The sequence below is a fragment of the Compostibacillus humi genome (genome assembly GCF_014637175.1).
Lineage (GTDB): Bacteria > Bacillota > Bacilli > Bacillales > Amphibacillaceae > Oceanobacillus > Oceanobacillus humi.
The window spans coordinates 1-23,144 of record NZ_BMEV01000023.1; the positions used below are offsets into that span (position 1 = coordinate 1).

At 42.0% G+C, this 23,144-nt stretch carries 24 protein-coding genes; all 24 read left to right on the forward strand.

Features of this window, described 5'->3' with window-relative positions; genetic code table 11:
• Positions 1-339 precede the first annotated feature (339 nt).
• The 24 genes from IEV18_RS07595 (at position 340) to IEV18_RS07710 (ending at position 23,106) form a co-directional block, all read left to right on the forward strand.
• Entirely contained in the window at positions 340-1,773 is a 1,434-nt protein-coding gene (locus IEV18_RS07595; RefSeq protein WP_229733588.1) for an ATP-dependent helicase ComFA, read from the forward strand.
• On the forward strand, positions 1,751-2,431 hold the full coding sequence (locus tag IEV18_RS07600) for a ComFC family protein (protein ID WP_188391790.1): 681 nt from the start codon (positions 1,751-1,753) through the stop codon (positions 2,429-2,431). The genes IEV18_RS07595 and IEV18_RS07600 overlap by 23 nt, the downstream gene beginning before the upstream one ends.
• 22 nt (positions 2,432-2,453) lie before the next feature.
• Entirely contained in the window at positions 2,454-2,882 is a 429-nt protein-coding gene (locus IEV18_RS07605) for a TIGR03826 family flagellar region protein (RefSeq protein ID WP_188391791.1), read from the forward strand.
• A 36-nt stretch (positions 2,883-2,918) separates the two neighbouring features.
• Positions 2,919-3,182: a flagellar biosynthesis anti-sigma factor FlgM gene (flgM, locus tag IEV18_RS07610; protein WP_188391792.1), complete on the forward strand. Its 264-nt coding sequence runs from the start codon at positions 2,919-2,921 to the stop codon at positions 3,180-3,182.
• A 22-nt stretch (positions 3,183-3,204) separates the two neighbouring features.
• Positions 3,205-3,693 carry a flagellar protein FlgN gene (locus tag IEV18_RS07615; protein ID WP_188391793.1) on the forward strand — a complete coding sequence of 163 codons (489 nt, stop codon included), beginning with the start codon at positions 3,205-3,207 and terminating at the stop codon, positions 3,691-3,693.
• Between the two features lie 29 nt (positions 3,694-3,722).
• Complete coding sequence (gene flgK / locus IEV18_RS07620) at positions 3,723-5,354, forward strand: flagellar hook-associated protein FlgK (RefSeq protein ID WP_188391794.1); 1,632 nt, start codon at positions 3,723-3,725, stop codon at positions 5,352-5,354.
• Positions 5,355-5,364: 10 nt separating this feature from the next.
• Positions 5,365-6,258 (forward strand): flagellar hook-associated protein FlgL, encoded by an 894-nt coding sequence (flgL, locus tag IEV18_RS07625; RefSeq protein WP_188391795.1) that lies wholly within the window; start codon positions 5,365-5,367, stop codon positions 6,256-6,258.
• 64 nt (positions 6,259-6,322) lie between these two features.
• A complete protein-coding gene (locus IEV18_RS07630; RefSeq protein ID WP_188391796.1) occupies positions 6,323-6,886 on the forward strand; it encodes a DUF6470 family protein in 564 nt (187 codons plus the stop codon).
• Positions 6,887-6,892: 6 nt separating this feature from the next.
• Positions 6,893-7,363, forward strand: coding sequence for a flagellar assembly protein FliW (gene fliW / locus IEV18_RS07635; protein ID WP_308421555.1), 471 nt, complete (start codon positions 6,893-6,895; stop codon positions 7,361-7,363).
• Complete coding sequence (csrA, locus tag IEV18_RS07640) at positions 7,363-7,590, forward strand: carbon storage regulator CsrA (RefSeq protein ID WP_188391797.1); 228 nt, start codon at positions 7,363-7,365, stop codon at positions 7,588-7,590. Before fliW ends, csrA begins: the two co-directional genes overlap by 1 nt.
• 80 nt (positions 7,591-7,670) lie before the next feature.
• The gene (flaG, locus tag IEV18_RS07645; RefSeq protein WP_188391798.1) at positions 7,671-8,027 is read left to right on the forward strand and encodes a flagellar protein FlaG; all 357 of its coding nucleotides are present in this window, start codon (positions 7,671-7,673) and stop codon (positions 8,025-8,027) included.
• Positions 8,028-8,039: 12 nt separating this feature from the next.
• The gene (locus IEV18_RS07650; RefSeq protein ID WP_308421556.1) at positions 8,040-9,563 is read left to right on the forward strand and encodes a flagellar hook-associated protein 2; all 1,524 of its coding nucleotides are present in this window, start codon (positions 8,040-8,042) and stop codon (positions 9,561-9,563) included.
• A 24-nt stretch (positions 9,564-9,587) separates the two neighbouring features.
• Positions 9,588-9,989 carry a flagellar export chaperone FliS gene (gene fliS / locus IEV18_RS07655; RefSeq protein ID WP_188391799.1) on the forward strand — a complete coding sequence of 134 codons (402 nt, stop codon included), beginning with the start codon at positions 9,588-9,590 and terminating at the stop codon, positions 9,987-9,989.
• The gene (locus tag IEV18_RS07660) at positions 9,967-10,341 is read left to right on the forward strand and encodes a flagellar protein FliT (protein WP_188391800.1); all 375 of its coding nucleotides are present in this window, start codon (positions 9,967-9,969) and stop codon (positions 10,339-10,341) included. The genes fliS and IEV18_RS07660 overlap by 23 nt, the downstream gene beginning before the upstream one ends.
• Before the next feature lie 1,034 nt (positions 10,342-11,375).
• A complete protein-coding gene (gene hpf, locus IEV18_RS07665; RefSeq protein ID WP_188391801.1) occupies positions 11,376-11,927 on the forward strand; it encodes a ribosome hibernation-promoting factor, HPF/YfiA family in 552 nt (183 codons plus the stop codon).
• 314 nt (positions 11,928-12,241) lie between these two features.
• Positions 12,242-12,388, forward strand: a complete 147-nt coding sequence (locus IEV18_RS07670; protein ID WP_188391802.1) for a hypothetical protein — start codon at positions 12,242-12,244, stop codon at positions 12,386-12,388.
• 174 nt (positions 12,389-12,562) lie between these two features.
• Complete coding sequence (gene secA / locus IEV18_RS07675; protein ID WP_188391803.1) at positions 12,563-15,076, forward strand: preprotein translocase subunit SecA; 2,514 nt, start codon at positions 12,563-12,565, stop codon at positions 15,074-15,076.
• A 21-nt stretch (positions 15,077-15,097) separates the two neighbouring features.
• Positions 15,098-16,199 (forward strand): peptide chain release factor 2 gene (prfB, locus tag IEV18_RS07680; RefSeq protein ID WP_229733589.1). Its coding sequence is split into 2 segments (ribosomal slippage): positions 15,098-15,169 and positions 15,171-16,199, totalling 1,101 coding nucleotides; the frame shifts between segments, so codons are not numbered across the junction.
• A gap of 275 nt (positions 16,200-16,474) precedes the next feature.
• Positions 16,475-16,843: a cytochrome c551 gene (gene cccB / locus IEV18_RS07685; RefSeq protein WP_188391805.1), complete on the forward strand. Its 369-nt coding sequence runs from the start codon at positions 16,475-16,477 to the stop codon at positions 16,841-16,843.
• A 315-nt stretch (positions 16,844-17,158) separates the two neighbouring features.
• A complete protein-coding gene (gene ftsE, locus IEV18_RS07690) occupies positions 17,159-17,845 on the forward strand; it encodes a cell division ATP-binding protein FtsE (RefSeq protein ID WP_188391806.1) in 687 nt (228 codons plus the stop codon).
• A complete protein-coding gene (gene ftsX / locus IEV18_RS07695) occupies positions 17,835-18,728 on the forward strand; it encodes a permease-like cell division protein FtsX (RefSeq protein ID WP_188391807.1) in 894 nt (297 codons plus the stop codon). The genes ftsE and ftsX overlap by 11 nt, the downstream gene beginning before the upstream one ends.
• Before the next feature lie 79 nt (positions 18,729-18,807).
• Positions 18,808-20,145 carry a murein hydrolase activator EnvC family protein gene (locus IEV18_RS07700; protein WP_188391808.1) on the forward strand — a complete coding sequence of 446 codons (1,338 nt, stop codon included), beginning with the start codon at positions 18,808-18,810 and terminating at the stop codon, positions 20,143-20,145.
• Between the two features lie 192 nt (positions 20,146-20,337).
• Entirely contained in the window at positions 20,338-21,795 is a 1,458-nt protein-coding gene (locus IEV18_RS07705) for a S41 family peptidase (RefSeq protein WP_188391809.1), read from the forward strand.
• A 129-nt stretch (positions 21,796-21,924) separates the two neighbouring features.
• A complete protein-coding gene (locus tag IEV18_RS07710; protein ID WP_188391810.1) occupies positions 21,925-23,106 on the forward strand; it encodes a PDZ domain-containing protein in 1,182 nt (393 codons plus the stop codon).
• Positions 23,107-23,144: the final 38 nt, after the last annotated feature.

Here is a 23,144-nt window from a genome sequence, read left to right on the forward strand (position 1 = left end):
CTCACAAATTAATTATTATTGACCTGTTTTCAGAAAGTTATACGAGAAACCGTAAAATACGGTGTCTCTGCTTTCCTATTGCCAAATTTAGACTAATAATATTATTATCCAAAAATTTTGATTTTATTCACATGGTTTAGTGAGGTAGCTAAGTAATTTTATTTTCACAGAAAATGCTGATATATTTTAAGCTTCGCTGAAATTTATGAACTAGCACTGATAATACTTTTTTCCTGCTCTAATAAACGGGAGAATAACCGGATTCTCCCGTTTTATTACCAATTTATAGCCTGTAATTTAATATTCTTATACAATTCATTGTCACAGGAGGGAGTTTATTTGGAAAATAAATTGCTTCCACTGGACATCGAAGACTACGCGAAAAAGTTTTCCGGAAAAATATTGCTTCGTCAGGAAATCCCCCTTAATGACGAACAGTTTCAGCAATTGCTTACCCTACAAAATTTTACCCCTACACCATCCATCATCAAGAAATTCCCCTATTACCAATGCCAGCGCTGCGGCAGCCGCAAACGTTCCCTGCTTCCATCTTTCCCTTGTGCAACGTGTGGAAAAGAACATCTTTACTGCCGAAATTGCATCTCCATGGGACGAATTCTCGAATGTGAGCCCCTTTATGTTTGGTCTGGTCCTTCGCCGGCATGGGAAAAACATACATCCCCATGTACTTGGGAGGGGGAACTGACTCCAGCCCAGCAAAAGGCTGCTGACTGGATTGAAGCGGTCATTGGGAATAACGAAAAGGAATTGCTCGTTTGGGCTGTTTGTGGTGCAGGAAAAACAGAAATGCTGTTTCCTGGAATTGCCAAAGGACTGGAGCAAGGTAAACGAATTTGTATTGCCACTCCCCGGGCTGACGTTGTCCGCGAGCTAAAACCGCGAATCCAAAAAGCTTTTCAGCATGTTACCGTTCAGGCTCTCTATGGCGGCAGCAAAGATAAAGAAGCGGATGCCCAGCTCCTTTTGGCCACAACCCACCAGCTTCTCCGATTTAAACAAGCCTTCGACGTGATGATTATCGATGAAGTCGATGCGTTTCCTTACAATAAAGATCCATCATTGCCATTTGCAGCCGAACGAGCCAAAACCGATGCTAGCTCGACCATTTATTTAACGGCAACTCCGAGGAAAGAGCATCAGCTGCGAATGGATAGAAAGCAGCTTCCCCATGTGTTTGTCCCGCTGCGCTACCACGGTCATCCCCTCCCTGTTCCACAGATGAAAATGACCTTCTCATTAAGAAAAGATTTGCGTAACCACGAGCCCCCATCCGCCTTTTTGTCCTGGCTGCAAAAAAGAGAAAATCCGAAGCGGCAGTTGCTTATATTCGTCCCTACCATCGCCATGGCAGAAAATCTCTACGAAAACATAGCAAAGCTGCTCCTGCAGGAAAAAGTAATCCAAACGAACAAGGAAATTACTTTTGTCCATGCGGAAGACCCAGACCGGGCAAAAAAAGTCCAGCGCTTTCGCGATAGAGAAATTACCGTTATTATTACGACGACCATTTTGGAACGGGGCGTCACTTTTCCTTCCGTCGACGTAGCGGTAATTGATGCGGGACATGACGTTTTTGATGAAGCCGCCCTCGTGCAAATTGCAGGAAGGGCGGGAAGAAGTGCCGATGATCCGACAGGGGAAGTAATCTTTTTCCATGACGGGAAAACGGAGGCGATGGTTCAGGCCATCCGCGCCATTCAAAAGATGAATAAGCGAGGCGGTGAGTTACATGGAATGCCTATGGTGTGGTGAAGAAATAATCATGGAAATCCGTTGGCAAAATGTATTCTGGCCGGAAAAACCTTCCAGGTTATGTACCGTCTGTAAGCAAAACTTGAACTTTATTGCCGGAAATCGATGCGCCAAGTGCAGCAGAAGTACGGAAGAGAAAATCTGCGCTGACTGCAGGCGGTGGGAAAAACAGCTGGGAGTGGATGTGTTGGAATGGAATTACTCCTTATTTTCGTATAATGCTTTTATGAAAGAATATATGGCAAAATGGAAATACCGGGGCGATTATCATCTTGGCTTTGCTTTTCAAGATGCAATACGCCAATTATATAAGGAGCAGTTTTCCTTTTTAAAAAAAGATGCCGTCGTTGTTCCGATTCCGTTAAGCAAAGAGCGGCTTCATGAACGGAAATTTAATCAGGCAAAAATGCTCGCCGAGTTTTTCCCATTGCCGGTGAAAGAAATTCTTGGCCGTAAGCACGGAGAAAAGCAGGCGAAAAAGTCCCGGAAGGAAAGAATTTTTTCGCAAAATCCATTTTTTATAACAGAAACTCTAAACAAACCGGTCATTCTTGTCGATGATATATATACAACGGGTACGACGTTGCGCCATGCAGCTTTTCTTTTAAAAGAACATGGCTGCTCCCGTGTGTTTGCTTTTACTTTAATTCGAGGATAGCAAAACGAAAAGAGGAATGAAAATGGCAGAATTGGCAAATTGCGCCCGATGCGGCAATGTATTTGTCAAACAACTTCGAGATATATGTCATGATTGCTATAAAGAAGAAGAGGCAGCCTTTCAGAAAGTATACCGTTTTCTGATGAAGCGGGAAAACCGGAAAGCAACGATGATGGAAATCGTCGAAGCGACGGGTGTAGATGAAATGCTAATTCAAAAGTTTATTAAAGAGAAACGGCTGCTCGTATCCCGGTTTCCTAATCTGGGATATCCGTGTGAACGATGCGGGAAGAAGATTACCGCAGGAAGCTTATGTACAGAATGTCAAAATGAATTAAAGAAAGAATTGGAAATGCACGATGAACTGGAAAAAAGAGTGGAAGAAATACGGAAACAGCAGGAGAAGGAAAAAATTCACACGTATTTCTCCATCGATAAACATAAAAGATGACATAACTGATGCGGAGAAAGTAAGGGGAGTTTTAATATGAAGATCAATGGTCATAATCCGGTTAATTTTAACCCATATAAAAATGCGCTGCAAAAGCAAATGCAAGCGAAGAAAGAACTTTCAAGAGAAGATAAGGTGGAGATATCTTCAGCGGCGAAACAGCTGCAGGAGTCCGAACATCTGCAAGAAGCCCGTTCCCGCTATATTCTTGAAATAAAGCAAGCGGTGGAGTCGGGCGAATATAAAGTGGATCCGTATAAAACAGCTGAAAAAATGATTGAATATTGGACAAAGAAATAAATCTGAGTAAGGGGGACATACATTGTCCGTACAACAAATTATGGAACTGATGGAACAGCTCGTTGATGTTCACAAGCAATTGCTTTCCATTTCCAAAGAAAAAACCGAACGCTTTAAAGAAGGAGCCATTGAACCGCTGCAGCAGCTACTCGTGAAAGAACGAAAACAGATTCGTCTGTTGGAACAAACCGAATCGAAACGCCAGCAAGCGGTGGAAAAATGGTTTCAGACAAATGGCATGGATACAGAACAATATACTGTTTCCCATATGCTGGAAAAACTAGAGGACGAAAAAGAACGGGAAACATTAGCGAACATTACGACGACATTGACGGAAACTATTGTCGAACTGAAACAGCAGGAGCAGCTGAACGAAGCATTAATCCGGCAATCAATGGAATTTGTGCAAATGTCTTTAGACTTAATGAACCCGAATATTTCTTCCATGAATTACGGAAAGGAAATGAAGGAGAACACGGCAAACCGTTCTTTATTTGATTCCCAAGCATAATAGGAAAATTTTTAAAAGGAGTTACAAACATGAGTACATTCCGTGGGTTAGAAATGGCAAAACAAGCGCTGTTTGCGCAGCAGTCCGCTTTATATACGACAGGACATAATATTGCCAATGCGAATACCGAAGGCTACTCCCGCCAGCGGGTCAACTTTGAAACGGCGACCCCATACCCGGCCGGATCCCGAAATCGCCCGCAAATTCCCGGACAAATCGGTACCGGTGTCGAAGTCGGGGATATCCAACGAATTCGCGACCAATATTTAGATATGCAATTTCGGGGAGAAAACAGCAAAGTCGGCTACTGGGAGACAAGGGCAGGTGCATTAGCCCGAATGGAGAATCTGTTAAATGAACCATCCGACTCGGGGCTATCAGCTGTATTGGACCAATTTTGGCAATCGCTGCAAGATTTATCCGTCAATCCGGAAAACTCCGGGGCAAGGTCGGTAGTCGTTGAACGGGGACAAGCATTAGCAGAAACTTTTAACTACTTATCCGATTCACTGCATGCAATCCGGAAAGATTTGCAGCAGGAAATTGATGTGACAATAAAGGATGTAAACTCTTTACTGAAACAAATTCACAATATCAACGTTCAAGTAAGTGAATTGGAACCCCATGGCTATGTCGCCAATGATTTATACGACCGCCGGGACAAATTGATCGATGAACTGTCCAGCATTATGAATATTAAAGTAACAAGAGTACCGAGCGGCGGCGGAGCCAAGGAAATCGCTTATGGAAAAGTGACGATTGAATTATTAGACCGCAACGGAAAAGAAACAGGTATTGTTCTAGTGGATGGCAACGACTTGCAATATGGGAAATTGCAGGAAGTTATAGATGGAAATCCAATGAAAGCAGTTTCTAGCATCCAGCTGGAAATGTACAATAAAGATAATGAGGCAGTCGGCACTATAAATTCAATATTGGATCAAGTGCTAGAATCCAATGGTTCTTTAAGAGCTTTAATAGAGGCATATGGTTATGGCACTACAGCAGAAGATGGCTATCCGGCCGGTGATTTTCCGGAAATGATGAAGCAGTTGGATAAACTGGCATACGAATTTGCCAAAGCTTTTAATAAGGTGCATAGTCAAGGATATGATTTAGATGGAGCCCAGAATGACCTTGACTTCTTCATTATCGGTATCGATGAAAATGCACCATCCGATTATTTTGGTTTTGCAAGTGGTATAAAGGTTCATCACGAATTTATTGAAAACCCTGAAAAAATCCAAGCTGGCTACAGTAATCCAGAGGATGAAAATGACGATAATAGTACCGGTGATGATGAACATTCAAGCAGTAATGGTGCAGGAAACGGCTTAAACGCAAAAAGGTTGGCAGATATTATTTTGAATGGGCTTACGGATGATGAAGGTACAACAGAAAGTATCAAATCCTCCTTTGAATCGATTATCGGCGAACTTGGAGTCGATACCCAGCAGGCAAATCGGATGGCGGATAATACGGCTGTTCTCCGTTCCCAAGTGGAAAACCAGAGAATGTCCGTCAGTGCGGTTTCCCTGGACGAGGAAATGTCTAATCTCTTAAAATTCCAGCATGCCTATAATGCGGCGGCAAGAAGTTTGACCGCCATCGACGAACTTATCGATCGGGTAATTAATAATATGGGACTTGTCGGAAGGTAGGTGGTAAAATATGCGCGTTACCCAAAATATGATTTCCAATAACCTGCTGCGCAATATTTCAAGAAGTTATCAGGAATTGGATAAATATATGAATCAGCTCAGTACGGGGAAGAAAATTACGAAACCATCGGATGACCCGGTCATTGCAATGAAAGGAATGGGATATCGTTCCGAAGTAAAACAAGTGCAGCAATTTCAGCGCAACTTAAATGAAGTGTACAATTGGTTCGATAATACAGATGCGGCTTTAGATAAAGCCACGCTTGCATTACAACGGGTGCGTGAATTAACGGTTCAGGCAAGCAACGGAACAAATGACTATACGGAACTGGAAAGCATTGCGAAAGAAATTAGGCAAATCGGGGAACATTTAAAAGAAATTGCCAATACGAAAATCAATGATAAATATATTTTTAACGGGACAAATACGAATGAGCCCCCATTTGATGACAGTGGTAATTTCGATCCAAATACAGAAAGTGTAAAAATTGAAGTATCTAAAGGAACGTTGCTAAAAGTAAACGTTGACCCTAAAGAAGTGTTTGGCGTTACCGACGATAATCAAGATTACGTGGATGTGTTTACAACGATTGAGAAGTTAACGGAGGCATTAGAGAACGGAGAATCCGATGAAATTGGTGCTTATATCGGCGACTTAGATCAACATATTAATCAAGTCCTAAACGCCCGGGCGGATTTAGGGGCAAGAATGAATCGGGTAGAGCTGATCGAAAACCGGCTCGATCAGCAGGAAGTTATTGCGACGCAAATGATGTCGAACAATGAAGATGTCGATTATACCGAGGCAATTACGAAATTAATAACACAGGAAAGTTTACACCGGGCGGCATTATCTGCGGGAGCACGGATTATTCAGCCAACCTTGCTCGATTTCCTTCGCTAATTATAGCTAACCCTGTTCCCGTAAAGGGATCAGGGTTTTCCGTTCAATAAAGGGGGGAATGGAGATGCAAATACCACAGTTGAGGATGGAATCCGAATTTGTTCAAATTGGCATCCGAACAACTCCTGGTAAACAAGAAATCGCTCAACCGAAGGCGGAAATGACGATAAAGCAGCCGCCAGCTGATATGCAAATTCGCACCACACCAGGGAAACTTAAAATCGACCAGACGAAAGCATGGGAAGAGATGGATTTAATGAGCATTTTAAAACGAAATGAAAAATTTGCTCAGGAAGGGATGCAAGCTGCCCAGGAGGGAATGGCAAGAAGGGCAGAGGAAGGAACCGAATTAATGAAAATTGAGAAGGGCGGTAATCCGCTAATCGATCATGCGGTAAATGCGGCGTTTAAACCCCAGATGCGATTGGGGATTAAATTTATCCCATCTCCCTTCTCGGTGCGTATCGATTACGAGCCAAGCCGGGTTGATATTCAAGTCCAGCCGAATAAGCCGGTCATTCAGGCAACACCGCAAAAAGTTATCCATCACTATGAACCTGGTCACGTCGAGATTTATATGCAAAAATACCCGTCCCTGAAAATAGAAACGATTAATGTCCAAGTGTAGACGACCGTGAAAATAGATGAGGTGAACGTCGTGGAAATAATGACAAAATATTTTGGGAAAGTATCCATTGAAGAAGGGAAAATAATTGAGTTTCCGGATGGAATTCCCGGTTTTATCGAAGAAAGAAGATTTGTTCTCCTAGATCTCCCTGCTAACCCTGCTTTTCAAATTTTGCAGTCAGTTCATAATGCCCATACCGCTTTCGTCGTGACCAATCCATATTTTATTTATCCCGATTATACCTTTAAACTGGATGAGGCGGTACAAGAACAGCTGCAGATACGGGAAGAAAAGGACGTAACGGTACTTTCCATCGTTACATTAAAGCAGCCTTTTCAGCAAAGCACATTGAATTTAAAAGCCCCTCTGATTATTAATCCAATTCGCATGTTAGGGAAACAATATATTTTGAATTTGGACGATTATTCGTCGAAGGCTCCAATTTCCCCAGCTCCTCTAAAGAAGGGAGTTAAATAATGCTTGTACTGACGAGGAAAAAAAATGAAAGCATCCAGATTGGCAAAGATATTGAAATTAAAGTTATCGGCATCGAAGGAGATCAGGTGAAAATCGGAATCCAGGCTCCAAAGTCTGTAGAAATTTTTCGCAAAGAAATTTATGTAGACATTGAGAAGCAAAACAGCGAAGCAGCAAATGTTTCGCGAGATATACTAGAATTGCTGAAGAATCCGGAAAAAAGTTAAATTTTTCGTCTGATGAATCTTTATAAATCTTGCAGATTAACCGATATAAAAACAAAAGTAATTTATAGGAGATGGGCGCGATGCAAATTGATAGGGTAACTGTATCCCAGCCTATGTCGCGAGTGAATTACAACGTGGAGAGAACAACAGTATCGGATAGGCTGCATCAACAAATGAAGAAATACGCTGAAAAAGAAACACCTTTTCCAGAAGAGAAAAAACACGTAGAAGATACGGTAAATTCCTTTAACGAATTTATGCAGCCGATGTATACCAATTTAAAATTTGTCCTTCACGATAAATTAGGGGAATATTATGTCAAAGTAGTTGATATTGAAACCGATGAAGTTATTAAGGAAATCCCGCCGGAAAAAATGCTCGATATGTATGCGCAAATGGCGGAATTTATGGGATTATTAATTGACGAAAAGGTTTAAGGAGCGATTCAAATGACGATGCGAGTCGGAGGTTTGGCGAGCGGAATTGATACGGAAAATATTATTAAAGAACTGATGCAAGCAGAACGGATTCCGCTGGATAAAATGGAACAAGACCGGACGATGCTCGAATGGCAGCGGGATTTGTTCCGGGAAATTAACAAAAAAGTGAAAGAACTGGATGACTTCATCGCCGATACGATGAGACTGCGGAGAACGTACACGGCGAAAACAGTCAGCTCTTCCAATGAAACTGTCGTAACGGCTACCGGATCAGCAACAGCTTCTGAAGGTACGATAAGCATTAAAGTGAATAAGCTGGCTACTTCGGCGATGAATATCAGTACTGGGGAAGTTGACAAAAATATAGATTTATCAGCTTACTATGGCGAAGATATTTACTTCTATACATATAACGAGAATTATAAGAAAGGTGACCCTGAGGAAAATCCTCACTATAATGACGAGTTTTTAACTCACAAGATTACGATTGATGATGGGGACACCTTGGAAGACGTATTGCGTAAAATTACAAATCATGATAGCCCTGTACGTGCATTTTATGATGAGAATAGCAAAAAGGTCGTTTTAGAAACTACAAGAACCGGCAATTATAATACGAAGACAGGGCAAGATTATTTTAACGGTGCTGAAATAGGATTTAAGGAAAATTCCTTTTTTACAAACGTACTAAATATGGACCTAGCCAATGAAAAGGGCGGCACCGATGCAGAATTTGTCTATAATGAGCATTTGACTTTATCGTCGAAAGACAATCAATACACATTGAATGGAATCACCTACCAATTTAAGCAAGTAAGTGAACAGGCGGTTACTTTGACCGTTTCGAATGATATCGATGCTGCGGTAGATAAAATAAAAGAGTTCGTCGAAAAATATAATGAACTTATCGATTTATTGAACGGTACCCAGCTGGAAAAAAGATACCGCGACTTCCCGCCGCTGACAGAAGCCCAGAAAAAAGAAATGGAAGAGCGGGAAATTGAACTGTGGGAAGAAAAAGCAAAAAGCGGTATATTGCGAGGGGACACGATTATCAGTTCCGCCCTTACGAATTTACGGCAAAACCTATTCCAAAAAGTAGAATCTGGCGGTGCCTTTAATCTCATTTCCGATATCGGTCTCAATACGACCAAAAACTATCTCGACGGCGGGAAGCTGGAGCTGGATGAAGAGAAATTAAGAACGGCGCTTAGAGAAGACCCGGACAGCGTATATACATTTTTCTCCAACAATGTAGAGGGTACTGGCCGGGGATTTATGAACCGGGTAGAAGATACGTTAGAAAACATCCACAAACGGATTAATGAACGGGCCGGCCGCAGCTATGATGCAGACACAAATTATACAATTGGACGACGGATTAAAGAGCTAAACAACCGGATGGATGCATTTGAAGACCGCCTGCGCCAAATTGAAAACCGCTACTGGAGACAGTTTAGCGCCATGGAGAAGGCGATTTCCGTGATGAATAACCAGTCGATGATGATTATGTCCAACTTTTTCGGCCAGTAGATATTAAAGGGAGTGTAACTACCGATGACAGGAAATAAAGCTTATGAAGCTTATCAAAATAACGCCGTAAATACAGCTTCCGGCGGAGAACTGACGCTAATGCTTTACAATGGCTGTATGAAGTTTATAAAACAGGCAAAGAAAGATATGGAAGAAAAAAACTATGAGGCGAAAAATAAAAATATCCAAAAAGCCCAGGCAATTATTCAAGAACTGATGATTACCCTTGATCCGCAATACGAAATTTCCAAACAGATGATGCCGCTCTATGAATTTATGCATCACACACTGACACAAGCCAATATTAAAAATGACCAGGAAAAATTAGACCAAGTGCTAGAATTTGTTACTGAATTTCGAGATACGTGGAAACAGGTGATTTTGGAAACAAGGAAGAAACAATATGCAAAAAGTGCCCAAGTCTGATGAAAATCGTGTAAAGCCTGTTTTTGATACGACGCTTCAAATGAAAGATTTGCTGGAAAAGAGCTCGGCAAAAACTAGAGATGCTGACATCGAACAGCTGAATGCGCTAATCGAATTAAGAGGAAAACAACTGGAGCAGTTGACCCCGCCTTATAATGAAGAGGAAAAAAAGCTGGGGCAAGAGCTTATTCCGATAAATGATCGGGTACAAGACTTAATGCAAAGCATTTTTAGTGAATTAAAAAAGGAAATCCGGCAAGTGAAAAAACAAAAATCTTCGAATCAGAAATACATAAATCCGTACAAAAATGTCCAAGTGATGGATGGTATGTATTTGGATAAGAAAAAGTAATGAACATTGCTGGTCCCCACGCTGCAGAAAAATTTCTGCAGCGTTTTTTTACGCATGCGGCTTGTAGGCGGCAATTCATTGCGAAGAGTTTTTCTTCTATGAGCACTTTTCCTGAGGATTTCTGTTGGAAGTGTACATTAGAGGTGCTCTAAAAGCCCTTTTCCTGGGGATTTTTGTTTGAAATGTACAATAGAGGTGCTCTAAAAGCCCTTTTCCTGGGGATTTTTGTTTGAAATGTACAATAGAGGTGCTCTAAAAGCCCTTTTCCTGAGGATTTCTGTTGGAAGTGTACATTAGAGGTGCTCTAAAAGCCCTTTTCCTGAGGATTTCTGTTGGAAGTGTACATTAGAGGTGCTCTAAAAGCCCTTTTCCTGGGGATTTTTGTTGGAAATGTACATTAGAGGTGCTCTAAAAGCCCTTTTCCTGGGGATTTTTGTTGGAAATGTACATTAGAGGTGCTCTAAAAGCCCTTTTCCAGGTGATTTCTGTTGATAATGTACAATAGAGCCGTTCTAAAAGCCCTTTTCCAGGTGATTTCTGTTGGAAATGTACAATAGAGCCGGTCTAAAGGCCATTTTACTGGTAATTCCTGTTAAAAATGTACATTAGAACCCTTCTATAAGCACTTTACCAAAGATTTTCTGGTTCAAATGTACATTAAAACTATCCTATGGTCCCTTTGCCAGCAAAATTTCCTGCCGATTGTACTTTAGAAAACTAAAAACAATATTTCCTTCCCACGTACGTTGTTTCTGAAAAACTTTGATTCTTAATTATGCTGGGTTAATAATATTAAATTGGAAGATTTCATATACTGTACCACTTTTACAAATTTTAAGTTTTTGAGAAAGTCAGGCTAACAGGATATACAAAATACCGGCTTTTCAATGGGAAGGCGAGTTTTCAAAATTCCCAATTGAACTTGAGAAGTATTTCACATAATTATCATTATTTAACCGCTTTTATTTACCTAAAATAAGGAAAAAATATAGTAAAAGTAGTATAATTAAATTAAAGGAAAGGAGGACGCTTTTATGAATTTTAACATTCGTGGTGAAAATATTGAGGTGACTGGAGCAATTCGTGATTACGTAGAAAAAAAGATTAGTAAGCTCGGAAGGTACTTTGAAACTACTCCAGCATCCGATGTACACGTCAATTTAAGTGTCTATAATGATGAACAGCGAATCGAAGTAACCATCCCAATGCCAAACCTATTACTGCGCGGAGAAGAAAAACATAACGATTTATACGCTGCCATTGATTTGGTAGTTGATAAATTAGAAAGACAAATCCGCAAATATAAAACTAAAATCAATCGCAAATTCCGTCAAAATGGTGCTGTGAAACAAACCTTTACCGAAATGAAGCCACTTTCTTCCAAAGAAGAAGAGGAAAATAGTCAAATTGAAATCGTTCGCACAAAACGGTTTGACATAAAACCGATGGACCCGGAGGAAGCAGTATTGCAAATGGATCTCCTCGGACATGAATTCTTCGTATTTACGAACGACAAAACTGGGGAAGCCAATGTTGTCTACCGTCGGAAAGATGGAAAGTACGGGTTAATCGAACCGAATGTATAAATAAAAATTAGCGGCGTTATCTTTAGAGATAGCGCCGTTTTATATTGTCCCCAATGTTGAATATTTATGCATTGTGCTTTACACAAGTCAACTTGTAGAAAAATGTAATAATTTGTCGATTAAAAGTACAAAATTTTATTTTTGCAGAAAAAAAGCGGCCAAAAATGCAAATTAAGGAACAAAACACTATCAAATTGGCTTTTTTACCTACTTTTTTCGGAAATTTTAATGCAGAAATAAGAAAATTGTAATTGGTCTTTTTTTCTGTTTTTTGTTACATATTATAGTAACAGAACCAAGGAGGGATTGGATGAATGACAGAGCAGGATAAAATTGCGCTCCATCAAATGATGAAAAAACTTCAACAGCATGAACAGACGATTGTACAGCTAATGCAAATTGTAGCCTCCACCAATCGCATGGTGAAAGCCCTCCTCAAAGAACAGAAAGAGAGAACCTGATAAATAATCATCAATCCCTCCATCCCCTCCACTACGCCCACCTCCTTTAATTGGAGCAGCCACCTATCCCCGGCTGCTCGTCTTTTTTATGGGAAGCCATCAGGTTGTCATCTTTTATCATCTAGTGTTATTATGATTATTGGATGAAAGTAGAATTTTTGAGGAGCTGTCATAATGGCTGGAATTTTAACGAAAATATTTGGTGATGGTAATAAAAGACAACTGAACCGATTACAAAAAAAGGTTGATCAAATAGAGGCTTTAGAACCAGAAATGGAGAAGCTTTCCGATCAGGAACTGCAAAAGAAAACCGAGGAATTTAAGGAGCGGTTCCAAAATGGAGAAACGCTGGATGATTTGCTTGTCGAAGCTTACGCGGTTGTCCGGGAGGCATCGAAGCGGGTATTAAAGATGCGCCCGTATCCAGTGCAGTTAATGGGTGCGATTGCCATTCATGAAGGAAATATTGCCGAAATGAAAACCGGGGAAGGAAAAACGCTAGCCTCGACATTGCCTGCCTATTTAAATGCGCTGGAAGGGAAAGGCGTTCATATCGTTACGGTGAACGAATATTTGGCGGACCGGGATGCGAAGGAAATGGGACAACTGTTTGAATTCCTTGGCCTGACGGTCGGATTGAATACAAATGGTTTGTCAAAAGAAGAAAAAAGAGAGGCATATCAAGCGGATATTACGTATGGAACGAACAATGAATTCGGCTTTGACTATTTGCGGGACAATATGGTGCTTTATAAACATCAGATGGTGCAGCGTCCGCTTCATTTTGCCATCATTGACGAAGTCGACTCCATCCTGATTGACGAAGCAAGAACACCGCTAATTATTTCCGGGTCGGCGAAAAAATCGGCTTCCCTTTATCAGCAGGCGAACAGTTTTGTGTTAACGCTGAAAAAAGACCAGGACTACACCTATGATGAAAAGACGAAGGGCGTACAGCTGACGGAAGAAGGAATTAATAAGGCGGAAAAATTCTTCCATGTAGAAAATTTATTCGATTTGGATAATGTCTCTTTAACTCACCATATTAACCAGGCGCTGAAAGCCCATGTAGCCATGCATCGGGACGTCGATTATATGGTTCAGGACGGGGAAGTCGTCATTATCGACTCCTTTACCGGCCGTTTGATGAAAGGACGCCGTTACAGTGACGGATTGCATCAGGCGATTGAAGCAAAAGAAGGGCTGCAAATTCAAAACGAAAGCATGACTCTTGCTTCAATAACTTTCCAAAACTATTTCCGTATGTATAAAAAGCTGGCGGGGATGACCGGTACGGCGAAGACGGAAGAAGAGGAATTCCGCAATATTTACAATATGGATGTTATCGTTATTCCGACAAATAAGCCTGTTATTCGTGAAGACAAGCCAGATTTGATTTATAAAACGATGGACGGAAAATTCCGTGCTGTTGTAGAGGAAATTAAAGAAAGACATAAAAAAGGTCAGCCTGTGCTCGTCGGTACCGTTGCCGTGGAAACGTCAGAGCTGATTTCCAGTTACTTGAAAAAAGCCGGCATTAAGCACAACGTCCTAAACGCAAAAAATCATTTCAAAGAAGCGGAAATTATCGAAAAGGCCGGCCAAAAAGGCGCCGTAACAATTGCGACGAACATGGCCGGGCGCGGTACGGACATCAAGCTCGGCGAAGGGGTTAAAGAACTCGGCGGACTGGCGGTCATCGGAACCGAACGTCACGAATCACGCCGTATCGACAACCAGCTGCGGGGGCGTTCCGGCCGTCAGGGAGACCCGGGGGTAACCCAGTTTTATTTATCCATGGAAGACGAATTGATGCGCCGATTCGGTTCCGACAATTTGAAAACGATGATGGATAAATGGGGTATGGATGACAGCCAGCCTATCGCCAGCAAAATGGTGTCAAAAGCGGTGGAATCGGCACAAAAACGAGTGGAAGGAAACAACTTCGATGCCCGGAAGACGATTCTCGCATACGACGACGTTTTGCGGGAACAGCGGGAAATTATTTATAAGCAGCGCTTTGAAATTATCGATGCCGGCGAAAACATTCGTGAAATCATTGAAAACATGATTCAATCGTCCGTGGAGCGGCTCGTGCAAACCCATACCCAGGATTCGGATGAAGATAACTGGAATTTGCAGGCCATTGTTGAACACGTTGAGGGCAATTTGCTTGATCCGAATGCTTTAACAATCGATGACATTAAACATAAAGATCAAGAAGAAATCATCGATATTATTATGGAAAAAGTCCGGGCAAAATACGAAGATAAATCTGAAGAATTGCCGCCGGAACAATTCCAGGAATTCCAGAAGGTCATCGTGCTGCGGACCGTCGATACGAAATGGATGGACCATATCGACCAAATGGACCAATTGCGGCAAGGAATTCATTTGCGGGCATATGGACAAAACGATCCATTGCGGGAGTACCAAATGGAAGGCTTCCATATGTTTGAGGAAATGATTGCCAGCATTGAAGACGAAGTAGCGAAATATATTATGAAAGCCCAAATTAGGGAAAACTTGCAGCGGCAGGAAGTTGTCAAAAATACGCAGGCGATTGCCGGCGGTCAGGAAAGCAAGAAAAAGCGGAAGCCGTATGTGAAGAAAATTGACATCGGCCGCAATGATCCGTGTCCATGCGGAAGCGGGAAAAAATATAAAAATTGTCATGGCAAAAATTAATCAGCATGCAGAGGTGAAATTATGGAACTTATTGAAATCCGACATGAGTTAGACAACATTGCAAAAAGAATTGAAAATTTTAGGGGGTCTCTTTGACTTAGCTGCGAAGAAAGCACGTGTTAAAGAGCTGGAAGAGCAAATGAGCGGCGAAAACTTCTGGAACGACCAGCAAGCCGCACAAAAAGTCATTAATGAAGCAAACCATTTGAAAGAAACAATCCGGCAATTTGAAGAAATGGAAGCTCGTTATGAAGATATGGAAGTATCCTATGAACTGGTAAAAGAAGAAGAAGACGCTGAACTTTTTGAGGAATTAAACGAGCAGCTTCAAGCTTACCAAAAAGACGTCAATGATTTTGAACTACAGCTTTTATTGAGTGAACCATATGATGCAAACAATGCGATTTTGGAACTCCATCCAGGAGCTGGAGGCACCGAATCCCAGGATTGGGCGAGCATGTTGTTACGGATGTATCAGCGCTGGGCGGAACATAAAGGATTTAAAGTGGAAACGCTGGACTACCTCCCTGGTGAAGAAGCAGGAGTGAAAAGCGTAACGCTCCTTATTAAAGGGCATAACGCTTACGGGTATCTAAAGGCAGAACGCGGCGTCCACCGGCTTGTCCGCATTTCGCCTTTTGATTCTTCCGGCAGGCGGCATACGTCCTTCGTTTCCTGTGACGTCACGCCGGAAATGACAGATGATGTGGACATTGAAATAAAACCGGAAGAGATAAAAATCGATACGTACCGGGCAAGCGGTGCCGGCGGCCAGCACGTGAATACGACCGATTCCGCCGTCCGGATTACCCATCTTCCGACGAACATAGTCGTCACGTGTCAAAATGAACGGTCCCAAATTAAAAACCGGGAAGCAGCAATGAAAATGCTGAAATCGAAACTATATCAATTGGAAATCGAAAAACAGCAGCAGGAATTAGCGGCCATTCGCGGGGAACAGAAAGAAATCGGCTGGGGAAGCCAAATTCGTTCCTACGTATTCCACCCTTATTCGATGGTGAAGGACCACCGGACTAATGTGGAAATCGGAAATACGCAAGCTGTCATGGATGGAGAAATCGATCCGTTTATCGATGCATATTTGCGCTCGCAAATTAAATAAAGAAGAGGGCTATCCGTTAGTCGTTTATAGGCTGTAAAACGGGGCCCTTTTTATATAAAAAGAAAGAAAAGGGGCCCATTTGGTAAAAATCGCCTGTTTTCACGGTATCTGCCAATGTTTCATAAATTTGACAAAAACCGCTGCAAGCCTTGCAGTGTCAATGCTTTCCAGTGTTTTCCCCTCGTTTTTTCGCGTCTGGGTGGCTTTATAAAAAAGTGAAATGGGGGTATAATACGGTTGACAGCATTTACATTTCAGGTTAGGGGGATTAAACAATGAAAAAATGGCTATTAGCAGTATTATTTGCATCCGTATTAACCCTTGCTGCATGTGGCGGCGGCGATGACAATGCTGACGAACCTGCAGATACAGGTGATGACGCTGCTACGGAAGAAACAACAGAAGGCGATGGCGGTACAGTAGATAGTGCTGCAGGTGAAGAAGTATATGCACAAAGCTGTGCTGCATGTCACGGTGCTGACTTAACAGGCGGTGCTGGACCAGACCTTTCCAATATCGGCTCCAAATATTCTGCAGAAGAGCTGGCTGATATCGTAACAAACGGTATTGGAAGCATGCCTGCACAAAACGTTAGCGGCGAAGATTTAGATAACCTTGTAAACTGGTTAGCTGAGAAAAAATAAGTACGTTCTTTATTTGAACGGACGACAAGTAAAGAAGATGATTTCTGGATTTTTTTCAGGGGTCATCTTCTTTTCTGTTTTTTAAGGATGGATTGATTGACCAAAACTGTTCTGTTTAAAAGCAGGAAAAGGAACATCTCTTTGCAGTTCTAGAATTTCCATCCATTCCATTGCTTTGAAACATAATTGTAATATAATTTTGTCTAAAAATCTTGTAGAAAAATGTTATAATATAAAAGACTTATACAGGAATCTGTTTTTTAATACAAAAGGTGACAAAAAGATTTATAACAAAATTGTAAAGGTGATTTGCTAATGATAGTCATGAAAGATGTATATAAAACGTATCCCAATGGTGTGACGGCTATCAACGGGATTAGTGTGAATATTGATCAAGGTGAATTTGTATATATCGTAGGTCCCAGCGGTGCAGGGAAATCTACATTTATTAAATTAATGTACCGGGAAGAAAAGCCTACAAAAGGTACGATTATCGTCAATAATAAAAATTTATCTGAATTAAAGGAAAAGGAAATCCCGTATTTGCGCAGGGATATCGGTGTCGTTTTCCAGGATTTTAAGCTTTTGCCGAAACTGACAGTCTATGAAAATGTCGCTTTCGCTTTGGAAGTCATTGAAGAACCTCCCCGAAATATACGAAAACGCGTCATGGAAGTATTGGATATCGTTGGATTAAAAAACAAAGCGAGATCCGCCCCAAGTGAGCTATCTGGCGGTGAGCAGCAGCGGGCAGCTATTGCTCGGGCCATCGTCAACCGTCCTAAAATTCTGATTGCTGATGAACCTACAGGAAACTTAGATCCCGAGACGTCAATGGTAATAATGGATACGCTGGAAACGATCAATTCGAGCGGGACTACGATTTTAATGGCTACCCACAGCAAATCGATTGTGAATGCCATGAAGAAACGGGTCATCGCCATTGAAAATGGCATTATTGCTAGAGATGAACAACGAGGAGAGTACGGATATGAAGTTTAATACATTGTTGCGCCATTTGCGGGCAGGTTTTAGGAATATTATCCGCAATGGCTGGATGACGGTCGCTTCGATTGGTGCGGTGACAACGACATTAATTTTAGTTGCGGCTTTTTTGGCGTTAATGCTGAACTTAAATGAAATGGCAAAAAATATAGAAGATGACGTGCAAATTAACACGTTAATTGAATTAACGGCTACGGATGAAGATGTAAAAACTTTAGGTGATGAGATCAATGCCATCGACGGAATTGAAAAAGTAACATTTTCGTCCAAAGATGATGAACTGAAAAAATTGATTGACAGCATGGGTGACGAGGGGGAAGCCTGGCAGTTAATGGAGCAGGATAATCCGCTTAATCACGTCTTTATCGTTGAAGCAGAAAACCCTCAAGATACGGAACAAATCGCCAAGCAAATCGAAACATTGAATCATGTGGAAAAAGTAGTGTACGGCCAAGGCGTAATTGACCAGCTTTTCAAGTTTAATAACTATGCCAGGGTAATTGGCCTGATTCTCATATTTGCTCTCGTATTCACCGCGATTTTCCTCATATCGAATACGATTAAAATTACGATTATCGCCCGCAGCGAGGAAATCGGCATCATGAAATTGGTAGGAGCAACGAATTGGTTTATCCGCTGGCCGTTTTTAATTGAAGGTCTGTTATTAGGTGTATTTGGTTCGATTTTGCCGGTAGCTGTAATTCTCGCAGGATATAACTATTTAGAATCTAGCATTATGAATTCCATCTCTTTTAGTTTTGTAGAAATACTGCCATTCCATCCTTTTGCATGGCAGTTATCAGCGTTAGTATTGTCTATTGGTGCATTAATCGGCGTATGGGGAAGTGTAATGAGCATCCGCAAATTCCTCAAAGTTTAATAGATAAAAGACCCTCGAGTACGAGGGGCTATACATATTTGTCAGTGGAAATAGACAATGGTTGAGAGGGGAAGTCGAGATGAAAAGATATATTCCGTGGATAGTAATTGTGATGCTTGCTATCAGTATGATTGCAGGCCCCGTTACGATTCACGGGGAATCAATCAGCGAATTGAATAAAAAAATTAATGAGCTGGAACAGCAGAAAAAGGAAATTCAAAAAGAGAAAAGCCAGCTGGAATCGGAAAAAAAGGATACGGAGCAAAAATTAAAAGAGAACCAAAACCAGCAGCAAAGTGTGCAATCAGAAATTAACCAGCTTGATAAAGAGTTAACGGCGACCCAAAATCAAATTCAGCAAAAAGAGAAAGAAATTACCGAGACAGCGAATCAAATTGAGAAATTAAAAAACCAAATCGAAAAGCTGAAGAAGGAAATAAAAGATTTGGAGGAACGGATTAAAAAAAGGGACAAGCTGTTAAAGGATCGGCTGCGCTCCATTCAGCAAAATGGCGGCGACATTAAGTATATGGAAGTAATTTTCGGAGCGAAAAGCTTTGGGGATTTTATTAGCAGAGCGACAGCTGTTACGACGATCATGAATCAGGATAAAGATATACTGGAACAGCAAGCAGCAGATAAACAAGTGCTGGAGTCCCATAAAACAGAAGTAGAAGCGAAGAAATCCGAAGTAGAAGATAGAAAAGTTGCCCTGGAAAATCAAAAACAGGAACTCGCAGGACTGAAAAGCAAGCTAGACCAGCAGCTAGCTGAGAAAGAAACGCTTATGGCGAAACTGGAAGAAGAAGAGCAGCATTTGGAACATTATGTTATTTCCATTGAAGATGAGCAGAAAATCATCAGTGCCCAAGAAAAAGCATTGGAGAAAGCGAAAGCATTGGCACAACAAGAACTGCAGGAGTTAGAACAATTGGCAAAACAGCAAAATAACAATAATTCCTCTGAAGGCAATGTTGCTGTCTCTCATTCGGGCGGTGGAAATGGAATGTTTGCCTGGCCTGTAGCAAATGGGAAAGATCTCATTTCCTCCCCGTTTGGACAGCGCTGGGGCAAACTGCACCGCGGGCTGGACTTTGCTGTGCCGATTGGTACTCCAGTGTACACCGCAGCTCCAGGAGTGGTTATTATGACGAGTGTGGAAGGAGACGGCACGATGAGAGGGTACGGGAATGTCGTACTAGTTGCCCATTCTATCGGTGGTAGAAGTTACACAACCCTCTATGCCCACTTAAGTTCCATTGCTGTATCGAGCGGTCAAACTGTAGGTAGAGGCCAAGTCATTGGTCATTCCGGAAATACGGGAGATTCCACAGGTCCACATTTACACTTTGAAATCCATGCAGGCGGATGGAACGGAGACGCCAATGCGGTGAATCCGAGAAATTATTTACCATAGGAATTGATTTATTCAGAAAAAAGGCAATGTCTTTTAAGATGTTGTCTTTTCTTTTTCTTTCTGTCATCATAATAGAGGAATTCGTTTCATTTAAATATCTGTTTGAAACGAAAAAATAGTCATATTATACATATAATGGTATGCTTTTTTATATTAGTAATAGAAGGCAATCCTATTTATTGAGGTGGAGAGATGAAACTACAAAAGATTCATATAGTCCTTCTGCTGATTGGCGCGTTGCTGATCGGTTTTGCCGGCGGATATGCGGGAATGAAATTTGCACAGCCGGATACGGGCGGAACGGAAGACATCACGTCCGGGGAGAAGAAAGAGTCTGGCGGACCGTCTTCAGCACTGCCGGCCCATATGGCGAAAATTGCCCAAGCCTTTGCTCTAATCCAAGAAAATTACATTGAAGATGTGGAAGATGAACAGCTGATTGAAGGGGCCATTGACGGGATGCTCGCCACCTTGGAGGACCCCCACAGTTCCTATATGGACGTGGAAGTGATGCAGCAGTTTAATGAACAGATTGAATCTTCCTTTGAAGGAATCGGTGCTGAAGTAAGCATGATCAATGGAGTTGTTACAATTGTTGCACCAATCAAAAATTCTCCGGCGGAAAAAGCGGGACTGCGGCCGAATGACCAAGTGCTTTCCGTAGATGGGGAGTCGTTGGAAGGGCTAAACTTAAACGAAGCGGTGGCGAAAATCCGCGGGGAAAAAGGGACAACCGTTGTCCTGGAAATCGTACGTCAAGGGGTTTCCGAACCTTTTGAAGTTTCCATTGTGAGGGATGAAATTCCAGTGGAAACTGTCTATCACCAAATTGAAGAAGTGGACGGGAAGAAAACAGGCATCTTGGAGATTACGAACTTCTCGGAAAACACCTTTAAAGAATTTGAAGAGCAGCTCAACATGCTGGAAGAGGAAGGAATCGATGGACTTGTCATCGATGTCCGCGGCAATCCAGGCGGTCTCTTAAACGTGATTGAAGATATTTTAGGTTTGTTTGTTCCGAAAGATATGCCTTATTTGCAAATTGAAGATGCAGACGGGAATAAGCAGCCGTTTTATTCTAATTTGGATGAGAAGAAAGATTACCCGATCAGTGTTTTGATTGATGAAGGCAGTGCCTCGGCATCAGAAATTTTAGCCGTCGCCCTGAAAGAGATGGGGTATGACGTCGTCGGACATAGCAGTTTTGGGAAAGGAACGGTCCAGCAGGCTGTACCGTTAGGGGACGGCAGCTCCATTAAAATTACGACAAATAAATGGCTTTCTCCGAACGGGGAGTGGATCCATGAAAAAGGCGTAGAGCCGACAATTGAAGTGGATCAGCCGGATTACTACTATACAACACCGATTGCCATTGAAGAACCGCTCAAGCTGGATCAGTCCGATGAAGCAATCGAAAATATGCAAATTATGCTTAGCGGCATCGGCTATGATACGGGAAGGAAGGACGGCTATTTTAATGAACAGACAGAAGAAGCCGTGAAACAGTTCCAGAAAGATAACGATTTGGAAGTGACCGGGGTTGTTGACGAAGAAACAGCCGGGCTGATTGAAGCAAAAGTAGTGGAACATATCCGCAACGGGGAAAACGATCTCCAATTAGAGAAAGCTTTGGAAGAATTATATCGATAATGGGAAAATCCGTGAAGACATTCACGGATTTTCTTTTATTTTTTGATATACTTGTGATAGAAGAAGGAAATATGCAGTACCGTGGCGAAATATGTAGAATAGGCATTTGGTATGGAAGGAGAACCAGGCATGGAAGGCTCGCTCATCGAAGTTGCGAAAGGTATCGGCAGATTGTTTTTGCATCCGCTGTTCTATTGGTCCTTTATCCTCGTTTTGCTGTCGGGAATAAGACGTATTCGGCAGGAACGGATGGATTTCGGCACGAAAGTTTATTCTTTGTTTTCCGAGTGGAAAGGGAATATCTTTTATTCTCTTCTTTTTGGCTTTATTATTAGCGTGATCACGTTAAGTGCCGGATTTGTCTTTACGGTGGAAACTCTGATCGCTTTGTCCATCGTCATGTTTGTGTTAAGTATATCTTTTAATTTTGCCGCACTATCTCCTGTATATTCTATCGGGATTACGTTTGCAGTTCTATTTTTATTGCCGCAATTTCTTCGTGACACCAGCATTATTGATGAAAGATGGTTTACGGATGTCAATTTTCCGGGCTTGGCGATTTTGCTCGGTCTTTTGATTATTGCAGAAGCTCTATTTTTAAAATTGATCAAACGGCATCATTTTTTCCCGAGCCTTGTGCGGAGTGAGCGGGGAGGATGGATAGGACAATCCCGGATTAAGCAGTTTGGCATGATTCCCATCTTTTTGCTTATCCCTGGAGGAAGTCTGCTGCCGATGGAGCCGTACTGGCCCTATGTTACTATTGGCGGGGAAACTTACGGTTTACTGTTATTTCCGTTCCTCCTCGGAACTCAATTGGCGGTACGGGGAAACAATCCCCGTGTTATTGTGCAGCGCATGTCGGGCTGGCTGATGGGAATCGGAGTTATTGTAACATTGGCATCAATTAGCAGTCTGTTTCTTCCGGCGGCAGCCCTTTGGACCGTTATCTTCGCCATTGCTGCAAAGGAATTTATATTGTACCGCTATCGGGTGGATGAAAATAAAAAATTCGCCTATTTCCATCCGGAAAATAACGGCTTAAAAGTGCTAGGGGTCCTTCCGGGGACGCCGGCAGAGCGGCTTGGAATCACTGCCGGAGAAACGATTGTCAAGGTAAACGGCAAACCGACATCAGAAGTCAATGAATTTTACGAAGCGTTACACGACAGCAGCGCATCTTACCGTCTGGAAGTTTTGGATGAACGGGGAGAGCCCCGTTTTGTCCAGGGGGCATTTTTCGAGGGAGATCATCATGAATTAGGGCTGTTGTTTACAGAAGAGCCATACCGTTTAAAGGAAAAAAGTTGAAGGGTTTTCCAGCTTTCGCTGGGAAACCCTTTTCTATT

What these genes read in the sequence shown, in the direction of transcription:
- IEV18_RS07600 (WP_188391790.1), top strand. Translation starts at nt 1,751, where the DNA reads ATGGAATGCCTATGGTGTGGTGAAGAAATAATCATGGAAATCCGTTGG.
- IEV18_RS07605 (WP_188391791.1), top strand. Translation starts at nt 2,454, where the DNA reads ATGGCAGAATTGGCAAATTGCGCCCGATGCGGCAATGTATTTGTCAAA.
- flgM (WP_188391792.1), top strand. Translation starts at nt 2,919, where the DNA reads ATGAAGATCAATGGTCATAATCCGGTTAATTTTAACCCATATAAAAAT.
- flgK (WP_188391794.1), top strand. Translation starts at nt 3,723, where the DNA reads ATGAGTACATTCCGTGGGTTAGAAATGGCAAAACAAGCGCTGTTTGCG.
- flgL (WP_188391795.1), top strand. Translation starts at nt 5,365, where the DNA reads ATGCGCGTTACCCAAAATATGATTTCCAATAACCTGCTGCGCAATATT.
- IEV18_RS07630 (WP_188391796.1), top strand. Translation starts at nt 6,323, where the DNA reads ATGCAAATACCACAGTTGAGGATGGAATCCGAATTTGTTCAAATTGGC.
- csrA (WP_188391797.1), top strand. Translation starts at nt 7,363, where the DNA reads ATGCTTGTACTGACGAGGAAAAAAAATGAAAGCATCCAGATTGGCAAA.
- flaG (WP_188391798.1), top strand. Translation starts at nt 7,671, where the DNA reads ATGCAAATTGATAGGGTAACTGTATCCCAGCCTATGTCGCGAGTGAAT.
- IEV18_RS07650 (WP_308421556.1), top strand. Translation starts at nt 8,040, where the DNA reads ATGACGATGCGAGTCGGAGGTTTGGCGAGCGGAATTGATACGGAAAAT.
- fliS (WP_188391799.1), top strand. Translation starts at nt 9,588, where the DNA reads ATGACAGGAAATAAAGCTTATGAAGCTTATCAAAATAACGCCGTAAAT.
- IEV18_RS07660 (WP_188391800.1), top strand. Translation starts at nt 9,967, where the DNA reads ATGCAAAAAGTGCCCAAGTCTGATGAAAATCGTGTAAAGCCTGTTTTT.
- hpf (WP_188391801.1), top strand. Translation starts at nt 11,376, where the DNA reads ATGAATTTTAACATTCGTGGTGAAAATATTGAGGTGACTGGAGCAATT.
- IEV18_RS07670 (WP_188391802.1), top strand. Translation starts at nt 12,242, where the DNA reads ATGACAGAGCAGGATAAAATTGCGCTCCATCAAATGATGAAAAAACTT.
- secA (WP_188391803.1), top strand. Translation starts at nt 12,563, where the DNA reads ATGGCTGGAATTTTAACGAAAATATTTGGTGATGGTAATAAAAGACAA.
- cccB (WP_188391805.1), top strand. Translation starts at nt 16,475, where the DNA reads ATGAAAAAATGGCTATTAGCAGTATTATTTGCATCCGTATTAACCCTT.
- ftsE (WP_188391806.1), top strand. Translation starts at nt 17,159, where the DNA reads ATGATAGTCATGAAAGATGTATATAAAACGTATCCCAATGGTGTGACG.
- ftsX (WP_188391807.1), top strand. Translation starts at nt 17,835, where the DNA reads ATGAAGTTTAATACATTGTTGCGCCATTTGCGGGCAGGTTTTAGGAAT.
- IEV18_RS07700 (WP_188391808.1), top strand. Translation starts at nt 18,808, where the DNA reads ATGAAAAGATATATTCCGTGGATAGTAATTGTGATGCTTGCTATCAGT.
- IEV18_RS07705 (WP_188391809.1), top strand. Translation starts at nt 20,338, where the DNA reads ATGAAACTACAAAAGATTCATATAGTCCTTCTGCTGATTGGCGCGTTG.
- IEV18_RS07710 (WP_188391810.1), top strand. Translation starts at nt 21,925, where the DNA reads ATGGAAGGCTCGCTCATCGAAGTTGCGAAAGGTATCGGCAGATTGTTT.